The organism is Kouleothrix sp. (assembly GCF_046328425.1).
Classification (GTDB): domain Bacteria; phylum Chloroflexota; class Chloroflexia; order Chloroflexales; family Roseiflexaceae; genus Kouleothrix.
The window spans coordinates 1-14,870 of the sequence record NZ_JAXLWP010000042.1; the positions used below are offsets into that span (position 1 = coordinate 1).

General features: G+C 69.7%; 17 protein-coding genes. 8 read left to right on the forward strand and 9 right to left on the reverse strand.

From position 1 onward, the window contains the following. Positions 1-40: 40 nt before the first annotated feature. Genes U0177_RS27015 through U0177_RS27025 form a run of 3 tightly spaced genes read right to left on the reverse strand, consistent with a single transcriptional unit; the run spans position 41 to position 2,382 of the window. Positions 41-1,549: a CHAD domain-containing protein gene (locus U0177_RS27015; protein ID WP_409573792.1), complete on the reverse strand. Its 1,509-nt coding sequence runs from the start codon at positions 1,547-1,549 to the stop codon at positions 41-43. A gap of 25 nt (positions 1,550-1,574) precedes the next feature. Next, positions 1,575-1,754: a hypothetical protein gene (locus U0177_RS27020; protein ID WP_409573793.1), complete on the reverse strand. Its 180-nt coding sequence runs from the start codon at positions 1,752-1,754 to the stop codon at positions 1,575-1,577. Further along, positions 1,747-2,382, reverse strand: coding sequence for an inorganic triphosphatase (locus tag U0177_RS27025; RefSeq protein WP_409573794.1), 636 nt, complete (start codon positions 2,380-2,382; stop codon positions 1,747-1,749). Before U0177_RS27025 ends, U0177_RS27020 begins: the two co-directional genes overlap by 8 nt. 213 nt (positions 2,383-2,595) lie before the next feature. On the opposite strand from U0177_RS27025, the gene U0177_RS27030 reads away from it, so the two are divergent. After that, positions 2,596-3,402, forward strand: coding sequence for an ECF transporter S component (locus U0177_RS27030; protein ID WP_409573795.1), 807 nt, complete (start codon positions 2,596-2,598; stop codon positions 3,400-3,402). A gap of 357 nt (positions 3,403-3,759) precedes the next feature. Here U0177_RS27030 and U0177_RS27035 read toward each other — a convergent pair whose 3' ends face one another. Further along, a complete protein-coding gene (locus U0177_RS27035; protein ID WP_409573796.1) occupies positions 3,760-4,548 on the reverse strand; it encodes an FRG domain-containing protein in 789 nt (262 codons plus the stop codon). A 183-nt stretch (positions 4,549-4,731) separates the two neighbouring features. On the opposite strand from U0177_RS27035, the gene U0177_RS27040 reads away from it, so the two are divergent. Beyond that, positions 4,732-5,169: a nuclear transport factor 2 family protein gene (locus tag U0177_RS27040; protein ID WP_409573838.1), complete on the forward strand. Its 438-nt coding sequence runs from the start codon at positions 4,732-4,734 to the stop codon at positions 5,167-5,169. Between the two features lie 189 nt (positions 5,170-5,358). On the opposite strand, the gene U0177_RS27045 is transcribed toward U0177_RS27040, so the two are convergent. From U0177_RS27045 to U0177_RS27065, 5 genes are all read right to left on the reverse strand, one after another. Beyond that, entirely contained in the window at positions 5,359-5,601 is a 243-nt protein-coding gene (locus U0177_RS27045; protein WP_409573797.1) for a hypothetical protein, read from the reverse strand. A gap of 158 nt (positions 5,602-5,759) precedes the next feature. Continuing rightward, positions 5,760-6,749, reverse strand: a complete 990-nt coding sequence (gene mgrA / locus U0177_RS27050; RefSeq protein WP_409573798.1) for an L-glyceraldehyde 3-phosphate reductase — start codon at positions 6,747-6,749, stop codon at positions 5,760-5,762. Between the two features lie 15 nt (positions 6,750-6,764). Continuing rightward, complete coding sequence (locus U0177_RS27055) at positions 6,765-7,742, reverse strand: NAD-dependent epimerase/dehydratase family protein (protein WP_409573799.1); 978 nt, start codon at positions 7,740-7,742, stop codon at positions 6,765-6,767. Between the two features lie 169 nt (positions 7,743-7,911). After that, entirely contained in the window at positions 7,912-8,616 is a 705-nt protein-coding gene (locus U0177_RS27060) for a TetR/AcrR family transcriptional regulator (RefSeq protein WP_409573800.1), read from the reverse strand. A gap of 578 nt (positions 8,617-9,194) precedes the next feature. Further along, positions 9,195-9,680 (reverse strand): hypothetical protein, encoded by a 486-nt coding sequence (locus tag U0177_RS27065; protein WP_409573801.1) that lies wholly within the window; start codon positions 9,678-9,680, stop codon positions 9,195-9,197. Positions 9,681-9,955: 275 nt separating this feature from the next. Here U0177_RS27065 and U0177_RS27070 point away from each other — a divergent pair, with 275 nt between their 5' ends. The 6 genes from U0177_RS27070 to U0177_RS27095 all read left to right on the forward strand — a co-directional run bounded on the left by U0177_RS27070 (position 9,956) and on the right by U0177_RS27095 (position 14,777). Further along, positions 9,956-10,960 (forward strand): hypothetical protein, encoded by a 1,005-nt coding sequence (locus tag U0177_RS27070; protein ID WP_409573802.1) that lies wholly within the window; start codon positions 9,956-9,958, stop codon positions 10,958-10,960. A gap of 175 nt (positions 10,961-11,135) precedes the next feature. Then, the gene (locus U0177_RS27075) at positions 11,136-11,399 is read left to right on the forward strand and encodes a hypothetical protein (RefSeq protein ID WP_409573803.1); all 264 of its coding nucleotides are present in this window, start codon (positions 11,136-11,138) and stop codon (positions 11,397-11,399) included. 3 nt (positions 11,400-11,402) lie between these two features. Beyond that, positions 11,403-11,846 (forward strand): ABA4-like family protein, encoded by a 444-nt coding sequence (locus U0177_RS27080; RefSeq protein WP_409573804.1) that lies wholly within the window; start codon positions 11,403-11,405, stop codon positions 11,844-11,846. 63 nt (positions 11,847-11,909) lie between these two features. Beyond that, complete coding sequence (locus U0177_RS27085) at positions 11,910-12,329, forward strand: hotdog fold thioesterase (protein ID WP_409573805.1); 420 nt, start codon at positions 11,910-11,912, stop codon at positions 12,327-12,329. Between the two features lie 139 nt (positions 12,330-12,468). Beyond that, positions 12,469-14,151: a GAF domain-containing sensor histidine kinase gene (locus tag U0177_RS27090; protein ID WP_409573806.1), complete on the forward strand. Its 1,683-nt coding sequence runs from the start codon at positions 12,469-12,471 to the stop codon at positions 14,149-14,151. Then, complete coding sequence (locus tag U0177_RS27095; RefSeq protein WP_409573807.1) at positions 14,148-14,777, forward strand: response regulator; 630 nt, start codon at positions 14,148-14,150, stop codon at positions 14,775-14,777. Before U0177_RS27090 ends, U0177_RS27095 begins: the two co-directional genes overlap by 4 nt. Positions 14,778-14,870: the final 93 nt, after the last annotated feature.

Consider the following 14,870-nt stretch of genomic DNA (forward strand, 5'->3'; position numbering starts at 1 on the left):
CACGCGAGCAACCAGATTTGGGCGGCGCTCGCCGCAGGCGCTAGACCTTCACGATCAGCTCGAACAAGTGCCGGCGATAGGTTGCGCTATCGACTTTATCCCACAGCCTGGACAGCTCGGCCAGCAGCGCGGTGCGATCGGCGGCACGCTCGGCCAGGTACGCCTGGGCGCCGGGCTCGCCGGCCAGGCCCAGCGCGGCGACGTGCGCGCGGGCGGTGACAATATCCTGCAGCGAGCCAAGGCATTCCTGCAGCGCGATCAGCGGCTCGAGCACCTGCTCGACGCGCGGGCCGAGCGGCTCGGCGAAGAACTCGAGCGTGTAGCGGAAGCGCTTACCGGCAATCCGCGCCTGGTGCAGCGTCTCGTCGGAGGCGCCGTGCAGGGCACCCTCATACGCGCGCCACAGCTCGTAGCGCCGCCAGATCGCCGAGCCGGCGAAATCGCGCACGCGCTGGTTCACGCCGGGCTCGGGCGGCGGCAGCACGCCGGCGCCGGGCGTACTGAGAAACTCGGCGAACTCGCGCTTGAACTTGCGGTAGCGCCGCGACTCGAGATCGGCCAGCAGGGCGGCGCGCGCGTGCGCGCGCTCGGCGCGCACTGCCGCCAGCAGCGGGCCAAGTGCGGCGCTCTGCGCATCGAGATGCTCGAGAAACACGTCGGCGTCGCGCACCACACCGAGCGACTGGGCGATCCGGCGCAGGCCCTTGCGGTAGCGGCGGATCAGGTCGGGCTCGTACACGCCCGCAAGCGTCTGAAGCGCGGCGCGCAGCCGCCGGGTAGCCACGCGCATCTGGTGCACGTCTTCCGGGTCCTCGTCTTTCAGCACCGCCTCTTCGCGCGCCAGCAGTTTATCGAAGAAGCGGCGCAGCGCGCGGCGCGACGACTCGGCCACCGGCTCGGCGCCAAGGTCGGCGCTGAGCGGGCGAATGGCCGCCAGTATGCCGTCGCGCTCGGCCGCGAGCCAGAGCGGCGCGGGCGCAGCCGGCGAGCGAGCATCGGCAGGGCTGGCGGCATCGGCCAGGCGCGCCACCAGCGGCCCGATCGCGTCGCGCCACAGCCCGGCGGCCTGCTCGGCCGCCGCAAGCGCCTGCGCGGGCGCCTCGCCGCCGGCCAGCAGCACGGTGGCATCGCCCTCGGCGGCCACGAACAGCGAGGCCGGCAGCCCGGCAAGCCCGCGCGCGAGGCGCACAATCGCCGCGAGCGCCAGCGCGCTGCGCTGACCTTTCTCGCCCAGCCACACCAGCACCGACTCGCGGTTGGGGCGGGGCTTTTCGCGCTGCAGGGCCACAACCCCGGCGACGATCGCCTGCTGCTCGGCGTCGAGATGCGGCAGCCGCGCAGCCAGCACCATGTCGCGGCCCAGCCGCTCGCCGCGCGCATCGGCGAGCTGCCCGGCCCGCTGGGCGGCCTCGGCGGCGAGCCACAGCAGCGTGCGCGCCCGCGCGCCAAGCTTGTGCGCCTCGGCAGTAGCGTCGAACAGCGCCAGCGCCAGTTCCGAGGCGGCGGCGCGCGGCAGGGGGATCAGCTCGCTCGCCAGGGTTTCGGTCATAGTCATAGTTCCCTTTCTCAAGGGCCTAGCTCGCCGCGCGGTCGAGGGCGCACCAGCGCGCGCCGCTCGAGTACACCTCGAGCGATGCACCCAGCAGCTCGCCGAGCGCCTGGCCCAGTCGGTTCGAGGGCAGGCCGGCCATAGGGCGTTCGCGGGCCGGGTTAGCGTGGTTTGCGCGCAGCCTGCCGCCCGCCGGGCTATCCACCGTGCTGCGCGTTGGCCTCGTCGAGCAGCGCCAGGCCGCGCGCCAGCTTGCTGCGGTTCTCGGGCGCCAGCGGAAAGCGCGCGCGCAGCAGCCCCACCAGCTCGTCGAGGTCGGCGCGCGTTCCATCGCGCAGCAGCTCGGCCTCAAGCTCGCGGAAATGCTGCGCCAGGCCGCCCGCGCTGATATCGCCCTCGTCGAGGCTCAGCTCGGCCACGCGCGCGCCGCCGCGCTCGGCGTAGACGTGGTGGCGCAGCGTGCGCATCGACAGCTCGGGCGCCACCGGGGCGCCGCCCAGCAGCGCCAGCACGCGATCGCGCAGCTCGCCCGCCGGCCAATCGGCCGGGTCGTCGCTCGGGCCGATCTCGGCCTCCCACTCGTCGCGCTCGTACATGCCATCGCGCACGGTAGCGGCGCCCTTCAGCGTCGCGATGCGGCGCTGGCCGATCAGGCGCACGCGCAGGCCATAGCGCGCCTGGCGCAGCCGCCGGTCGGCGGTATCGAAATACACATTCAGCTGATCCTCGACCTCGGGCGCGGGCACGAGGCGAAACGGCCCGAGCGCGCCGAGCGCCAGCAGCGCCGGAAACACGCCGCCGTCGTCGACCCGAAATTTCGCTTCGATTTCCATAGCCAACCTATACGCGCGAAGTATTATGCGGAGATGAAGAGCAGGTAAATTTAGGCGTGCCATTTTGGCAGCCAGGTAGCCCTGGCAGCCATGCCGGCAAGATCGTTGCCAGCGCATGGCTTCGGCACCAGTATACCCTGCAGATCTGCGCGATGCAACCGCGCGCGGCCCCAAAATAATGGTATACTCAACCGCTCAGAGACGGGGGACGCGATGATCACACAGCCAAGAGCATCCAAATGGCCTGGCCTGGCCAGCACGGCGGTGCTGGCGCTGCTCTGCGCATTCGGCGCGGCGGCGTTTCTCTACCCATTCTTTCTCGCGGGCCGGGCGCTCAACGAGCAGAGCGCGCACGCCGCCGACGCGCCGCTGATCTTCGCGGTGCTCGGGCCGGCGCTACTGGCGCTGCTGGTGGCCGACCTAGCGGCCGGGCGGCTGAACGCCAAGACCGTGGCGGTGCTCGGGATGCTCACGGCGATCAACGCGGTGCTGCGGCTGCCGGCCGGCCCCGGCGATGCGCCGACGTTTTTCTTTCTGGTGATCCTGGCCGGCTACGCGTATGGCGCGCGCTTCGGCTTTCTGCTGGGCGCTCTGTCGCTGCTGGTGTCGGCGCTGCTCACCGGCGGCGTAGGGCCGTGGATGCCATTCCAGATGTTTGTGATGGGCTGGATGGGGCTGGGCGCCGGCGCGCTGCGGCCGCTGGCGCGCCGGCTCGCACCGGGCGGGCGCGCCGAGCTGCTGCTGCTGTGCGCGTATGGCTACGCCTGGGGCCTGCTGTTCGGCGCGCTCATGAACCTGTGGTCGTGGCCGCTGATCGGCGCCGGCGCGCTGTACTGGCAGCCCGGCCTGGGCCTGGGCGCGACGCTGCAGCGCTACTGGGCGTTCTACGCCACCACCTCGCTGGCCTGGGATTCGCTGCGCGCGCTGACGAACGTGCTGCTGATTGGCGCGCTCGGCCGCCCGGTGCTCAAAGAGCTGCGGCGCTTCCAGCGGCGCTTCCATGTCGATTTTTATGCGTAGGCGCAGAGCAAGGCGCGTGCGAAGTCTTTCGACCCGTCCCCCGAGCCGGGATGGGAAAACAAATCTAGCTGTGTGGTGGGGGGGGGGGGGGGGCGCCCCCGCCCCCCCCCCCCTTTTGTTTTGTGGGGGGGGGGCCCCGGGCGGGGCCCCCCGCCGCACAAGAAAACACAAGTAATCAAACGGAGTTGGTGTAAGCAAGGCCGTATGGTGGCGGAACTGGCGCCGGCGCGATTGCGGCGCCGGTGGCGCAGGCCTCAGGCTACGGCCACACCGGCCGGCGCGCCCTGAGGCATGATCCAACCACGCGCTCGCCAATACCGGCACCTATTTCCGCCAACTTCCAGAAACCTCGCGAGGCTACCCGGTTTTGGGGCGGTAGTAGCGCGCCAGCCAGCGGCTTAGCCCGTCGAGGCCGGGGAACAGCACGCGCTCGGTGACATTCGCCTGGTCGAGCTTGTCGCGCACCTCGCGCTGCAGTTCGGCCGGGATCACCAGCTTGCGCCCCACGCCCGGCTGCGCCGCCAGCCAGTGGTCGAGCCGCACGGCGTTGCTCGAGAGCAGCGAGAACAGCGCGAACTGGTTGACGATCCGGTCGTCGAGCGAGGGCGGCTCGAAGAACACCACAAACGGCTCGGCGGCCAGCCGGTCGAACTCGGCGAGGCTTGCGGCGGCGCGGTTAAGCATCTCGGCGGTGAACATATCGGCGCCCTCGTCGCGCAGCAGCGCCCGCAGCCGCTCGGGCAGCAGCCGGTTAGAGGCCACGTAGTCGACGCACCAGATCACGCCGTCGCGGTGGTGCTCGTAGGCGTCGTAGCTAGCGAAATGCAGCGCCACCTGCGGCGAGTAGGTCCAGTCGAGCATGCGCGTGGGCAGGCCGTGGTGCTGCGCCACCGCCAGCCAGTTCCACACCGAGTCCGACGGCGAGGCGTAGCGGTGGGCGTAGCGCCGGAAGGTGCGCAGCAGGTGCTGCTCGAGCTGCCCGAACCCCGGCCCCAGCCGCATCAGGCTGGTCAGCAGGTCGAACGACGCGTCGGGCATGCCGCGAAACACCTCGGTCGAGCGGAAGCGCCCAATCTGCGCCTGCCATGATTTGGCGTAGAGCTGCTCATTCAGCTCGTTCCAGCTTGTGACGCGAATTTCGTCCACAGCATCTCCGCAACTGCGAGCGCCGGCGCTCGTACGCGCCGTGCAAGAAACAGGCCAAAAGCGCAGGTCGCCGCGCGCCGCCTATGTTCGCGCATCGGGTGGGCGCGGCCACGAGCATCCGTGGTATAGTTGCGGCAGGTACCGCACGGCAAGCGCCACGCCAACGGAGGCATTGTGGATCGGATGGACGAGGCATATCGCCAGATCGAGGAGATCGTCGGGCGCGAGACGCGCGCCTGGGACACGCAGGACGCCGACCTGCTGCTGACGCTATTTCACCCCGACATGGTCTGGCCGTGGCCGCCAACCGCCGCCGACCACGACCCGCTCACGTGGGTGCTCGAGCTAGGCCGCTTCGACGCGCAGCGCTGGCGCGCGGGCTGGCAGGCGCTGTTCGACACTCACGCGCTGGTGCACAACCGCCGCGCCATACGCCGGATCGCGATCTCGAACGAGGGCGACGGCGCGCTGGCGGTTGTCGATATCGACACACTCTGGCGCGACGGCGCGGGCCGCGAGCAGCACTGGTGCGGGCGCGTCTGCAAGGTGTACGCCAACGTCGGCGGCGAGTGGAAGATGACCATGCACACGGGAGTGCTAGATTATAGCATCTCTGCTTGATCACGCTCTTTGTGTGATGCCCTGCGCGGCTTCGCCGTTTAGGGCATCACACAAAGAAATTCGGGTGCGGCTGCGCCGCCCCCGCCCCCCGCCATACAGCATAGATGCCGGCGTGGCTACACACAAAGAAATTCGGGGGCGGCTGCGCCGCCCCCGAACCCCGACCATACAGCATAGGTGCCGGAGTAGCTACATGGGCGCCGTGCCGCCGTGCATGTCTTCGACCAGGTGCGAGCGCGTTTCAACCTCGGCCAGGTGCGCGGAGGCGTACAGCGACGCGGCGCGCATCAGCAGCTCGGCCTGCGGCTTCGGCAGGGTTGCCAGGCTGGCGAGCGTGTGGCCCTGGCTGCGCAGGTACTGCTCGATATACGCGCGCTCCAGGTGCCCAGGCTCGGCCAGGTCGCTCGGCTCATCGATTCGTTTCTCGGTCATCGCACACCTCCTCGCTGGGTTGGCCGGCCGCCACTTCGCCCCGCCGCGCCTGGCGGGCTGGTATTGACCGGCGCCCACCGCTGGCTCTACTATAAGCCGAGAACGGCCGCCGCGGCGTGCCGAATCGTGCCCGCCGCGTGAAGAGATCGCCACGCGCGCTACCCCGCCAGGATCTGCTCGATCGCCTGCAGCTCGTCGGCGGCAAGCGGCAGGTTGGCAATCGCGCCGGCCGCATCGTCGATCTGCTCGGGGCGGCTGGCGCCGATAAGCGCCGAGGTAACGGCCGAGTGGCGCAGCACCCAGGCCAGCGCAAGCTGTGCCAGCGTCTGGCCGCGGCCGCGCGCCAGGTCGTTCAGGCGCTGCACCTTCGCCAGCTTCTCATCGGTCACGTGCTCGGGCCGCAGAAAGCCGTGGGGCTTCGAGGCGCGCGAGCCCTCGGGGATGCCGCCAAGGTACTTATCGGTCAGCAGGCCCTGCGCCAGCGGCGAAAACACGATCCCGCCGATGCCCTCGGCGTCGAGCGTCTCGAGCAGCCCATCCTCGACCCAGCGGTTGAACATGCTGTAGCTGGGCTGGTGGATCAGGCAGGGCGTGCCCAGCTCGCGCAGGATCGCAGCGGCCTGGCGCGTCTGCTCGGGCTGGTAGTTCGAGATGCCGGCGTACAGCGCCTTGCCGCTGCGCACCGCCTGGTCGAGCGCGCCCATCGTCTCCTCCAGCGGCGTGTTTGGGTCGGGCCGGTGGTGGTAGAAAATGTCGACGTACTCCAGCCCCATGCGCCGCAGGCTTTGATCCAGGCTGGCGAGCAGGTATTTGCGCGAGCCCCACTCGCCATACGGGCCGGGCCACATCAGGTAGCCGGCCTTGGTCGAGATGATCAGCTCGTCGCGGTACGGCCGCAGCTCCTGGCGCAGCAGCTGGCCAAAGGTTTCCTCGGCCGAGCCAGGCGGCGGGCCGTAGTTGTTGGCAAGGTCGAAGTGCGTGATGCCCAGGTCGAAGGCCCGCCGCAGTATCGCCCGGCACTGCTCGAGCCGGTCGACGCCGCCGAAGTTGTGCCACAGCCCGAGCGAGATCGCGGGCAGGCGCAGGCCGCTGCGGCCGCAGCGCCGGTACTGCATGCTGTCGTAGCGCGTATTCGCTGCCAGGTACATAGGAAGCCTCGCAAGCTAACTGGAAACAGTGCCGGCGATTGTACCATGGGGCGCGGCGGCGTGGGCGCGATACCAGGCGATCGTGGCGCGCAGCCCCGCGCGCAGGTCGGTGGCCTGGCCGCCAAACGCGCGCTCGTAGGCGCTGCTGTCCACCACAAACGGCCGCTCGAACTCGTACATCATCTCCACTGTCTCGCGCGCGCCCACGATGAACAGCCCGGCCAGGCGCATCATGGTGCGGCCGACGCTGCCGAACTTGGGCGGCAGGCCCAGCTCGTCGAAGAGCATGCCGAAGATCTGGCGCTGCGTCAGCGGCGCGGCGTTCGGCACATGCCAGGCGCGGCCCAGCGCCTCGTCGCGCTCGCCCAGCACTGCCAGCGCCTCGCCAAAGTCGTCGATATACGTGAACGAGTGCGGCGCGTCGAGGCTGCCGGTGCCGCTGGCCGATTTGCCGGCCAGCGCCGGCGCGAACACCCGATCGCCTAGCGCCGACTCGAGCACGCCCGGCCCGTAGAAATCCGAGCCTCGGGCGGCGGTGGTGCGCAGCTTGCCCGAGCGGTGGGCCTCGGCCACAGCCTCGGCCATGCGCGCGCGCACCGCGCCCTTGCGCGTGGTGGCGTTGAACGGCAGGCTCTCGCCGAGCGGGCCGCTCACCTCGCCGTACATATACAGGTTCTCGGCCACCACCAGCCTGGCGCCGGCGCCGGCCACGCCCTCGATGATGCTGGCCTGCAGGCGCGGGAACAGCTCGGGCCACTGGTGGTAGGCTGGCTGGGCGCACTGGTAGGCGGCGGTGGCGCCGGCGCACGCCTCGCGCACGGCGGCCGCGTCGTAGGCGTCGGCGCGGCGCACCTCGGCGCCGGCTGGGGCCGCGCCGGCTGCACCGCTACGGTTGACCATCCGCACGCGCTGGCCGCGCCGCAGCAGCGCGCGCGCCGTGGCGCTGCCGAGCGGGCCGGTTCCAAAAACAACATGCAGCTGCTGTGGTTCCATGGTCTTGCTCCTTCTGAACAATCAGGGCTTACGCTGTTGGCACGCTCGCACTTCGGCAGCGCGCCTCTTAATTCCGTTGTTGATCGGCTCGGGGTAGCGGTTTTGCGACAGCACGAAGCCACGCTCGCGCAGGCATGGCGCGGGCGGATCGCGCAAGCTTCCGGTAACGTCAGGCGCTCGGTGGCACCACCAGCCCCACATCCGCGAGGTAGCTGGCAACCTGGTGGCGGAAAAACGCGTCGGGGTCGCTCAGCGTCGGCCCCAGGTGGCCAAACAGCTCGAGCATGATCATGCCGTGAACCAGCGACCAGCCGGCCAGCGCGATCACCGCCACTGGCGCGGCCACGGCCTCGCCCGTGGTCGTTATCAGCGTGAAGCGCAGATCGGCCGGCAGCTGCTCGTGCTCGGGGCGCGGCCGCAGCGCGCCGGCCGTGTAGGCCGCCTGCAAGGTTTCGAGCAGCACCGCCACGCTGCGTCGCACCGCCGGCACCGTCTGCTCGGCCGGCGCGTGGTAGCCGGGCACGGGCGTGCCATAGATCAGCTGGAAATCGACCGGGTGGGCCAGCGCCCAGCCGCGGTAGGCCAGCAGCGCGGTAAGCATGCGGCTGGCGTATGCGCCGGGCGGCAGCGGTGCCACTGCGGCCTCGACCGCCGCCGCCAGCGCGTCGAATGCGTCGATGATCAGCGCCGTCAGCAGCGCGTCGCGGTCGGCGTAGTAGTAGTACAGCGACGGCGTGCTCAGGCCCATGGCGCGCGCCACCGCGCTGAGCGAAAGCCCCGCGCTGCCGCTCTCGGCCATCTGCTGGCGCGCCGTGGCTTTGATCTCGTCGCGGGTTTGCTCGCGCTGGCGCTCGCGCCGGTGTGTGCTGCCCATGCCTATATACTCTCGATTTATCTAATACATTTAGAATTATTGCATGGCTTTCAAAATCTGTCAAGCCCCTTTTGATACCAACTCCGTTTGATTACACGAGTTACGCGGTGGGGGTTTGGCGGCGGCTTTGCCGCCCCCGAAAACTTCCTTTTGGCCGGTCGCGGCCACGGCCGTGGCCGCGACCGGCCAAAAAGAGATAATTTTGGAGGGCTTGCGCCCTCCAAGCCTCCCACGCGGGAGGACACCGCGTAACTCGTGTTGATTACTTGTGTTTTCAGGCGCCCGGCACCGGGCGCCGCACAAGAAAACGAATGAGGGGCGGCTTCGCCGCCCCCGAACCCCCACCAAAGTAAGTGTAAGTAATCAAGCGAATTTAGTATAATGCCCTGCTCGGCAAGGCTGGGCAGGGCATTACACAAAGCAAGTTCGGGCGGCAATGCCGCCCCGAACCCTCACCATAGAGCCAGCGACCTGCCGGTTTTGGTACAGCGAGCGAGGCCGGCCTGGTTTCAGCCTGTGCGCCCCGCTTCGCCAGGCGCCGCCCCGGGCCACAGCAGCGCAGCCCGCCGCGCCGCAGGCTAGGCTCGCGCCGGCTGGGCGCACCGCGCGAAGGGCGGCACGGCGCTCAGCGCCGGCAGCTCATCGACAAACAGCGCGGTGAAGCGGCGGCGCGGCGGCCGGCTGGCCAGAAACACGTCGAAGCCGCCGGCGGGCACCACCAGCCCGGCGCGGCGCTCGCCGATCATGGCCTCGATCCAATCTTCGTGCGCGTCCTCGTCGCACAGCTCATCGTCGGGGAAGCACTCGCGAAACATCGCCTGCCACCACGCGGTGGTAAAGTCGGGCTCGAGCGGGCGGCGGCGCGCGTCGTAGACGCCGATCAGGTCGATCACCAGGTAGCTGCAGCCAACATTCCGCTCGGCTGCTGTCGTCACCTCGACGCGCTCGGCCGCGGCGCCGTAGATGTCGCGGGCGTAGCTCACAAACTCGCGCCACAGCTGAAACGCGCGGAACTCGTGCACAAACGCCGCAATCTCTTCCTCGGTCATTCCTCGGTACGCCATACTCGTTTCCCCCATCAGTATGCGCTAAAACGCTTGTTTGCCGGGCGAGTGGTGTGCCACCAGCATAGCACATACGTGCGACATGTATCGTCACACCCGTACCGCCCCCTCGCTCTCCGCTCCACCGCTCTCCGCTCTGCCATAGTCCGAAATAACTAGCGCGCCGCTCGTCCATCCGCCCGCGCAAGATAGCCTCGAAAGCCGATGCCCCCGGCGGCCGCGCGCGCTACCATAGCCCCAGCAACCGACCACATATACGGCAAGTGAGGAACCCAATGCTACGACCATCCGCTCAACCGATCGCCACGCAGCTGCCGCGCGCCGGCGGGCTGCGCAACCCGATCGCGGCGCTGCGCCGCGCCTATGCCGCCAACCGCGCGCTCACGCTGCTGGGCGTGCTGATGCTAATCTCGCTGATCGCCAGCATCGCCGGGGTGCTCTTCGACCCGCGCGTGATCGCCGGCGCGCCGGCCTGGCTCAAGCCGCTGAAGTTCTCGATCTCGATCGCGATGTACTCGTTCACGCTGCTGTGGATCCTGTCGTTTGTGCAGGGCCGGCGCTTCTGGATCGGCCTGGTGTCGTATGTCTCGCTGCTGGCGTTCTTTATCGAGACGGTGGTGATCATCACGCAGGTGCTGCGCGGCACCACCAGCCACTTCAACTTCAGCACGGCCTTCGACGGCGTGATGTTTAACTTCATGGGCTCGTTTGTGCTGGTGATCTGGCTGATGAACCTGGTCGCCGCGATCCTGCTGCTGTTCCAGCGCCTACCCGACCGGGCCTTCGCGTGGTCGCTGCGGCTGGGCCTGCTGCTCACGCTGGTGGGCGCCGCGCTGGGCGCGCTGATGACCATGCCAACTGCGGCGCAGCTCGCGGCGGCAAAGGCCGGCCAGGGGCTGCCGATCATCGGCGCGCACAGCGTCGGCGTGGCCGACGGCGGCCCGGGCATGCCGATCACCGGCTGGAGCACGATCGGCGGCGACCTGCGGATCGGCCATTTCATCGGCCTGCACGCGCTCCAGGTGCTGCCGATCATCGGCCTGCTGCTGGCGCGCGGCTGGCCCCTGCGCCTGAGCGACCGCCGGCGGCTGGCGCTGGTGCTGATCGCCGGCCTGAGCTACCTAGGGCTGATGGCGCTGGTGACGTGGCAAGCGCTGCGCGGCCAGCCGCTGCTGGCCCCCGACGCAGCCACCCTGGCGGCGGCTGGCGCATGGCTGGCCGGCACGCTGCTGGCGGCTGGCGCGGCGATCGGCCTGGGCAGGGCACGCGAGGCGGCCTGATCAGCCAGGCGAGCGCGGGGCGCTGCCCCGCGTTCGCCTGGCTCCGGCGCTGCGCTCCGTTGCAATAGCTTCCAGGGTTTACGCAGCTGGCGCGCTCAGCCTTCGGCGGAATTGTGAGCGGTTTGTGCTCTACGCCGATGATCGCTCTAAACGCTTCAACAGAAAGGAACAGGCAATGTGCCATTCGCATAGCAACCATGGCCAGCGCGCCGGCGCCGCGTGGGCGGCCGAGCGCCAGGGGCGCGCGCACTTCCCGTGGTGGATCTGCTGGATGATCTGGCCGCTGATCGCGCTGGCGAAGTGGCTCGCGCCGCTCTACCTGGCCGCGGCTGCGGCAGTGGCAGGCGCGCTCCAGAGCCTGCGCACGCCGCTCATGGCCGGCCTCGCGCTGCTGCTGATCGTCGCCGGGCTGGCGCTGATCCGCGAAGAACAGGAGTAGACCTTGGAAACGATCTTTTCGCTCAGCAACTTGCTGGTGCTGCCATTCTGGCTGCTGATGATCACCCTGCCGCGCTGGCGCGCCACCGAGCGCATCATGCGCTCGCCGCTGGTGTCGGCCGCGCCGGCCCTGCTCTACCTGGTGCTGGTGCTGCCGCGCCTGGCCGAGCTTCTGCCCGCCCTGGCCAACCCCACGCTGGCCGGTGTGGCCGCGCTGCTGGGCACGCCCGCCGGCGCCACAATCGCCTGGGCGCACTTCCTGGCCTTTGACCTGTTCGTGGGGCGCTGGGCCTACCTCGATAGCCGCGAGCGCGGCGTGAGCGCCTGGATCATGGCGCCAGTGCTGCTGTGCGTGCTGATGCTGGGGCCGGTAGGCTTCCTGCTGTACCTGGCGGCGCGCGCGCTGGCTGGCCGGCGCGCTGCTGGCGCCGCGCTGTCGCACGCCTGAGGCGGTATAATGATGCCACCGCCGGCTAGCTGGTTTGGCCGCGCGCAAGAGGCGGAGGCACCCATGTCACACATCAGCGCCGCGATGCTCGATCGCGACTGGCTCGGCAAAACGCTGGGCATTGAGTTCCCCGAGGCCACACCCGAGCGCATAGTGGCCACCATGCCGGTGACGCCAGCGCACCAGCAGCCGTTCGGCTACCTGCACGGCGGCGCCTCGGTGGCGCTGGCTGAGTCGGTCGCTAGCGTTGGCGGAATGCTGAACGCCCCGCCCGGCAAGGTCGTGTTCGGTCTCGAGATCAACGCCAACCACGTGCGCCCGCGCCGCTCCGGCACGCTTAAGGCGATCGGCACGCCGCTGCACGTCGGCCAGACAACCCAGATCTGGGATATCCGCATCGTCGACGACGACGACAAGCTGGTGTGCGTCTCGCGCTGCACGCTGGCAGTGGTGCCGATCCCTTCCCAGGGCGATCCGGCCTAGCACGCCGGGCACGAGCCGCCGCGCACGCCGCGCCGGTGGCCCGCGCACATGAGCGGCATTCGCGGCTCGCACCCGCACCCGTGACAGTACTCTGGCGCGCCGCCGGCGAACCTTGCGGCGCGCCACAACCGCACAAAGCATGGCAACGCCAACACACACCCGCAGGCTCGCCGAAGCCTTCACCCGGCCGCCGAACCTCGAAGACATCGACGTTGGCCGCCTAGTGATGTGGGCAGGCTTTCTCAGCAGCGCCCTGCCCTCGGCGCTGCTGCTGACGCTCTCGCTGCTCAGCGGCAGGCTGGCGCTCCGCCCGGCGCTGTATACGCTGCTGGTGCTGGCCTACCTCGCGCTGCTGCTGCTGATCGACATCCGCTCGGCGCTCTCGCTGTGGATCTGGCGCCGGCTCTGGGCATTCCTGCTGCTGCTGAGCCTGGTGTGCCTGGCGATACAGTCGCAGATGCGCGAATCGTTCTTGCAGCCGCTGATCTTCATTCTGCCGCTGATCTACGCCGCGCTGGCCTACCCGGCCGGCCGCGTGCTGCTGACCGGCCTCTGGCTGCTGGGCATGATGAACCTGGGAATCTGGCTGAGCGGCGAGCACGAGCTGATCGCGTTTCTGTTCCCAACATTCGGCTATGGCACGTTTATGACATTCACCTATGCGTTTGTGCATCTGTCGTTGCAGCAGGCCGCCGCGCGCCGGCGCGCCAGCCGCCTGGCCCACGACCTGGCGCAGCAGCGCGACTACCTGGCCCAGCTGGCCGAGATCACCGCGACGCTGACGCGCGACCTCGACCTGGCCACGGTGCTCGAGCAGGTGGCCGCCGCCGGGCGCGCGCTGGCCCGCGCCAGTCAGGCGCGCGTCTGGCTGCGCGATCTGCCCGACGACGACGACCTCAGCCTGGCGGCCGCCGTGCCTTCGCAGCCCGACCATCCGGCGCTCACCGCCAGCGAGCTGTGGGGCCAGGCCACGCTGGCGAACATGGCGCCGATCGTGAGCGAGCGCGGCCTGGTGCTGCCGCTGGTGTCGAAGGGCAGCACGATCGGCGCGCTCGAGCTGCGCGACCGCCCCGAGTCGCCCTTCGCCGACGCCGACGCCCGGCTGCTCCAGCCGTTCGCTAACGCCGCCGCTGTGGCGATCGAAAACGCGCGCCTGTACGACCAGGCGCGCCTCTCGGCGACGCTGGCCGAGCGCAACCGGCTCGCCCGCGAGCTGCACGATACGATCGCGCAGGGCCTTACAGCCGTCACGATGCAGCTCGAGGCCGCGCAGCGCGGCTTCGATCGCGACCCGGCGCGCGCCCGCGCGCGGATCACCCGCGCCCACGAGCTGGCCCGCGAGTCGCTCGAAGATGTGCGGCGCAGCGTCTGGACGCTTGCGGCGCCGCTGGTGGATGGCGCTGAGCTTGGCCAGGCGCTGGCCGACCTCGCCGCGCGTTTCGCCGAGCGCAGCGGCCTGGCTGCGAGCTACAGCCATACCGGCGCCGCGCCCCGGCTTGGCCACGCTGCCGCTACCCAGGTGCTGCGCGTGGTGCAAGAGGCGCTACAAAATGTCGAGAAGCACGCCCACGCCAGCGTGGTGAGCGTCGCGTCGGATGTCGAGGGCGGCGCGCTGCGCGTGGCCGTGCGCGACGACGGCGCGGGCTTTGCCCCAGGCGAGCTCGCCCGCCCGAATGGCAGCGGCGGCTTCGGGCTACTAAGCCTGCGCGAGCGCGCCCGGCTGGCCGGCGGCACGCTGCGCGTCGAGAGCGCCCCTGGCGCCGGAACGATCGTCGAGCTCACCATTCCGCTGCCCGCGCCACCGAAAGCTGAGAGCGTATGACACCGATCAAAATTCTGATCGTCGAAGACCAGCGCATTGTGCGCGAGGGGCTGCGCGCCGTGCTCGAAGACGAACCCGAGATCGCCATCGTCGGCGAGGCGGCCAATGGCCAGGAGGCGCTCGAGCTGTTCGCGCGCTTGCGCCCCGACGTCGTGCTGATGGATCTGCAGATGCCGGTGGTCGATGGCCCCGAGGCCACGCGCCGCATCCGCGAGCACTCGCCCGACGCGCACATCCTCGTGCTCACCACCTACGCCACCGACGAGTTCATCTTCAAGGCGCTGCGCGCCGGCGCCCAGGGCTACCTGCTCAAAGACGCCTCGGTCGACGACCTGCTGGCCGCGATCCGTAGCGTCCACGCCGGCCAGACACTGCTCGCGCCGGCGGTGGCGGCGCGCCTGGTGGTGGGTGTCAGCTCGGGCGGCCCCGAGGCGCTCACGCCGCGCGAGCTCGAAGTGCTCACGCTCATGGGCCAGGGCCGCAGCAACAGCGAGATCGCCGCGCTCCTGTCGATCGCCCCGCGCACAGCCAAAGTCCACGTCCAGAATATCCTCGGCAAGCTTGGCGCCACCAACCGCACCGAAGCAGTCAGCATCGCCGTGCGCCAGAAGCTGATCAGCCTCTAGGCAGCGCCGCTACAAGGCCCGTGCAAGATTCTCCGAAGCCCCCTTATAGCTGCGGCCGCTCTGCGGCCGCACCACGACGCCAAAATAATCCCC

Coding starts and splice junctions, on each gene's coding strand:
- U0177_RS27025 (WP_409573794.1), bottom strand. CDS start 2,382: ATGGAAATCGAAGCGAAATTTCGGGTCGACGACGGCGGCGTGTTTCCG.
- U0177_RS27055 (WP_409573799.1), bottom strand. CDS start 7,742: ATGGAACCACAGCAGCTGCATGTTGTTTTTGGAACCGGCCCGCTCGGC.
- U0177_RS27075 (WP_409573803.1), top strand. CDS start 11,136: ATGTGCCATTCGCATAGCAACCATGGCCAGCGCGCCGGCGCCGCGTGG.
- U0177_RS27065 (WP_409573801.1), bottom strand. CDS start 9,680: ATGGCGTACCGAGGAATGACCGAGGAAGAGATTGCGGCGTTTGTGCAC.
- U0177_RS27040 (WP_409573838.1), top strand. CDS start 4,732: ATGGACGAGGCATATCGCCAGATCGAGGAGATCGTCGGGCGCGAGACG.
- U0177_RS27015 (WP_409573792.1), bottom strand. CDS start 1,549: ATGACCGAAACCCTGGCGAGCGAGCTGATCCCCCTGCCGCGCGCCGCC.
- U0177_RS27070 (WP_409573802.1), top strand. CDS start 9,956: ATGCTACGACCATCCGCTCAACCGATCGCCACGCAGCTGCCGCGCGCC.
- U0177_RS27090 (WP_409573806.1), top strand. CDS start 12,469: ATGGCAACGCCAACACACACCCGCAGGCTCGCCGAAGCCTTCACCCGG.
- mgrA (WP_409573798.1), bottom strand. CDS start 6,749: ATGTACCTGGCAGCGAATACGCGCTACGACAGCATGCAGTACCGGCGC.
- U0177_RS27030 (WP_409573795.1), top strand. CDS start 2,596: ATGATCACACAGCCAAGAGCATCCAAATGGCCTGGCCTGGCCAGCACG.
- U0177_RS27095 (WP_409573807.1), top strand. CDS start 14,148: ATGACACCGATCAAAATTCTGATCGTCGAAGACCAGCGCATTGTGCGC.
- U0177_RS27085 (WP_409573805.1), top strand. CDS start 11,910: ATGTCACACATCAGCGCCGCGATGCTCGATCGCGACTGGCTCGGCAAA.
- U0177_RS27045 (WP_409573797.1), bottom strand. CDS start 5,601: ATGACCGAGAAACGAATCGATGAGCCGAGCGACCTGGCCGAGCCTGGG.
- U0177_RS27060 (WP_409573800.1), bottom strand. CDS start 8,616: ATGGGCAGCACACACCGGCGCGAGCGCCAGCGCGAGCAAACCCGCGAC.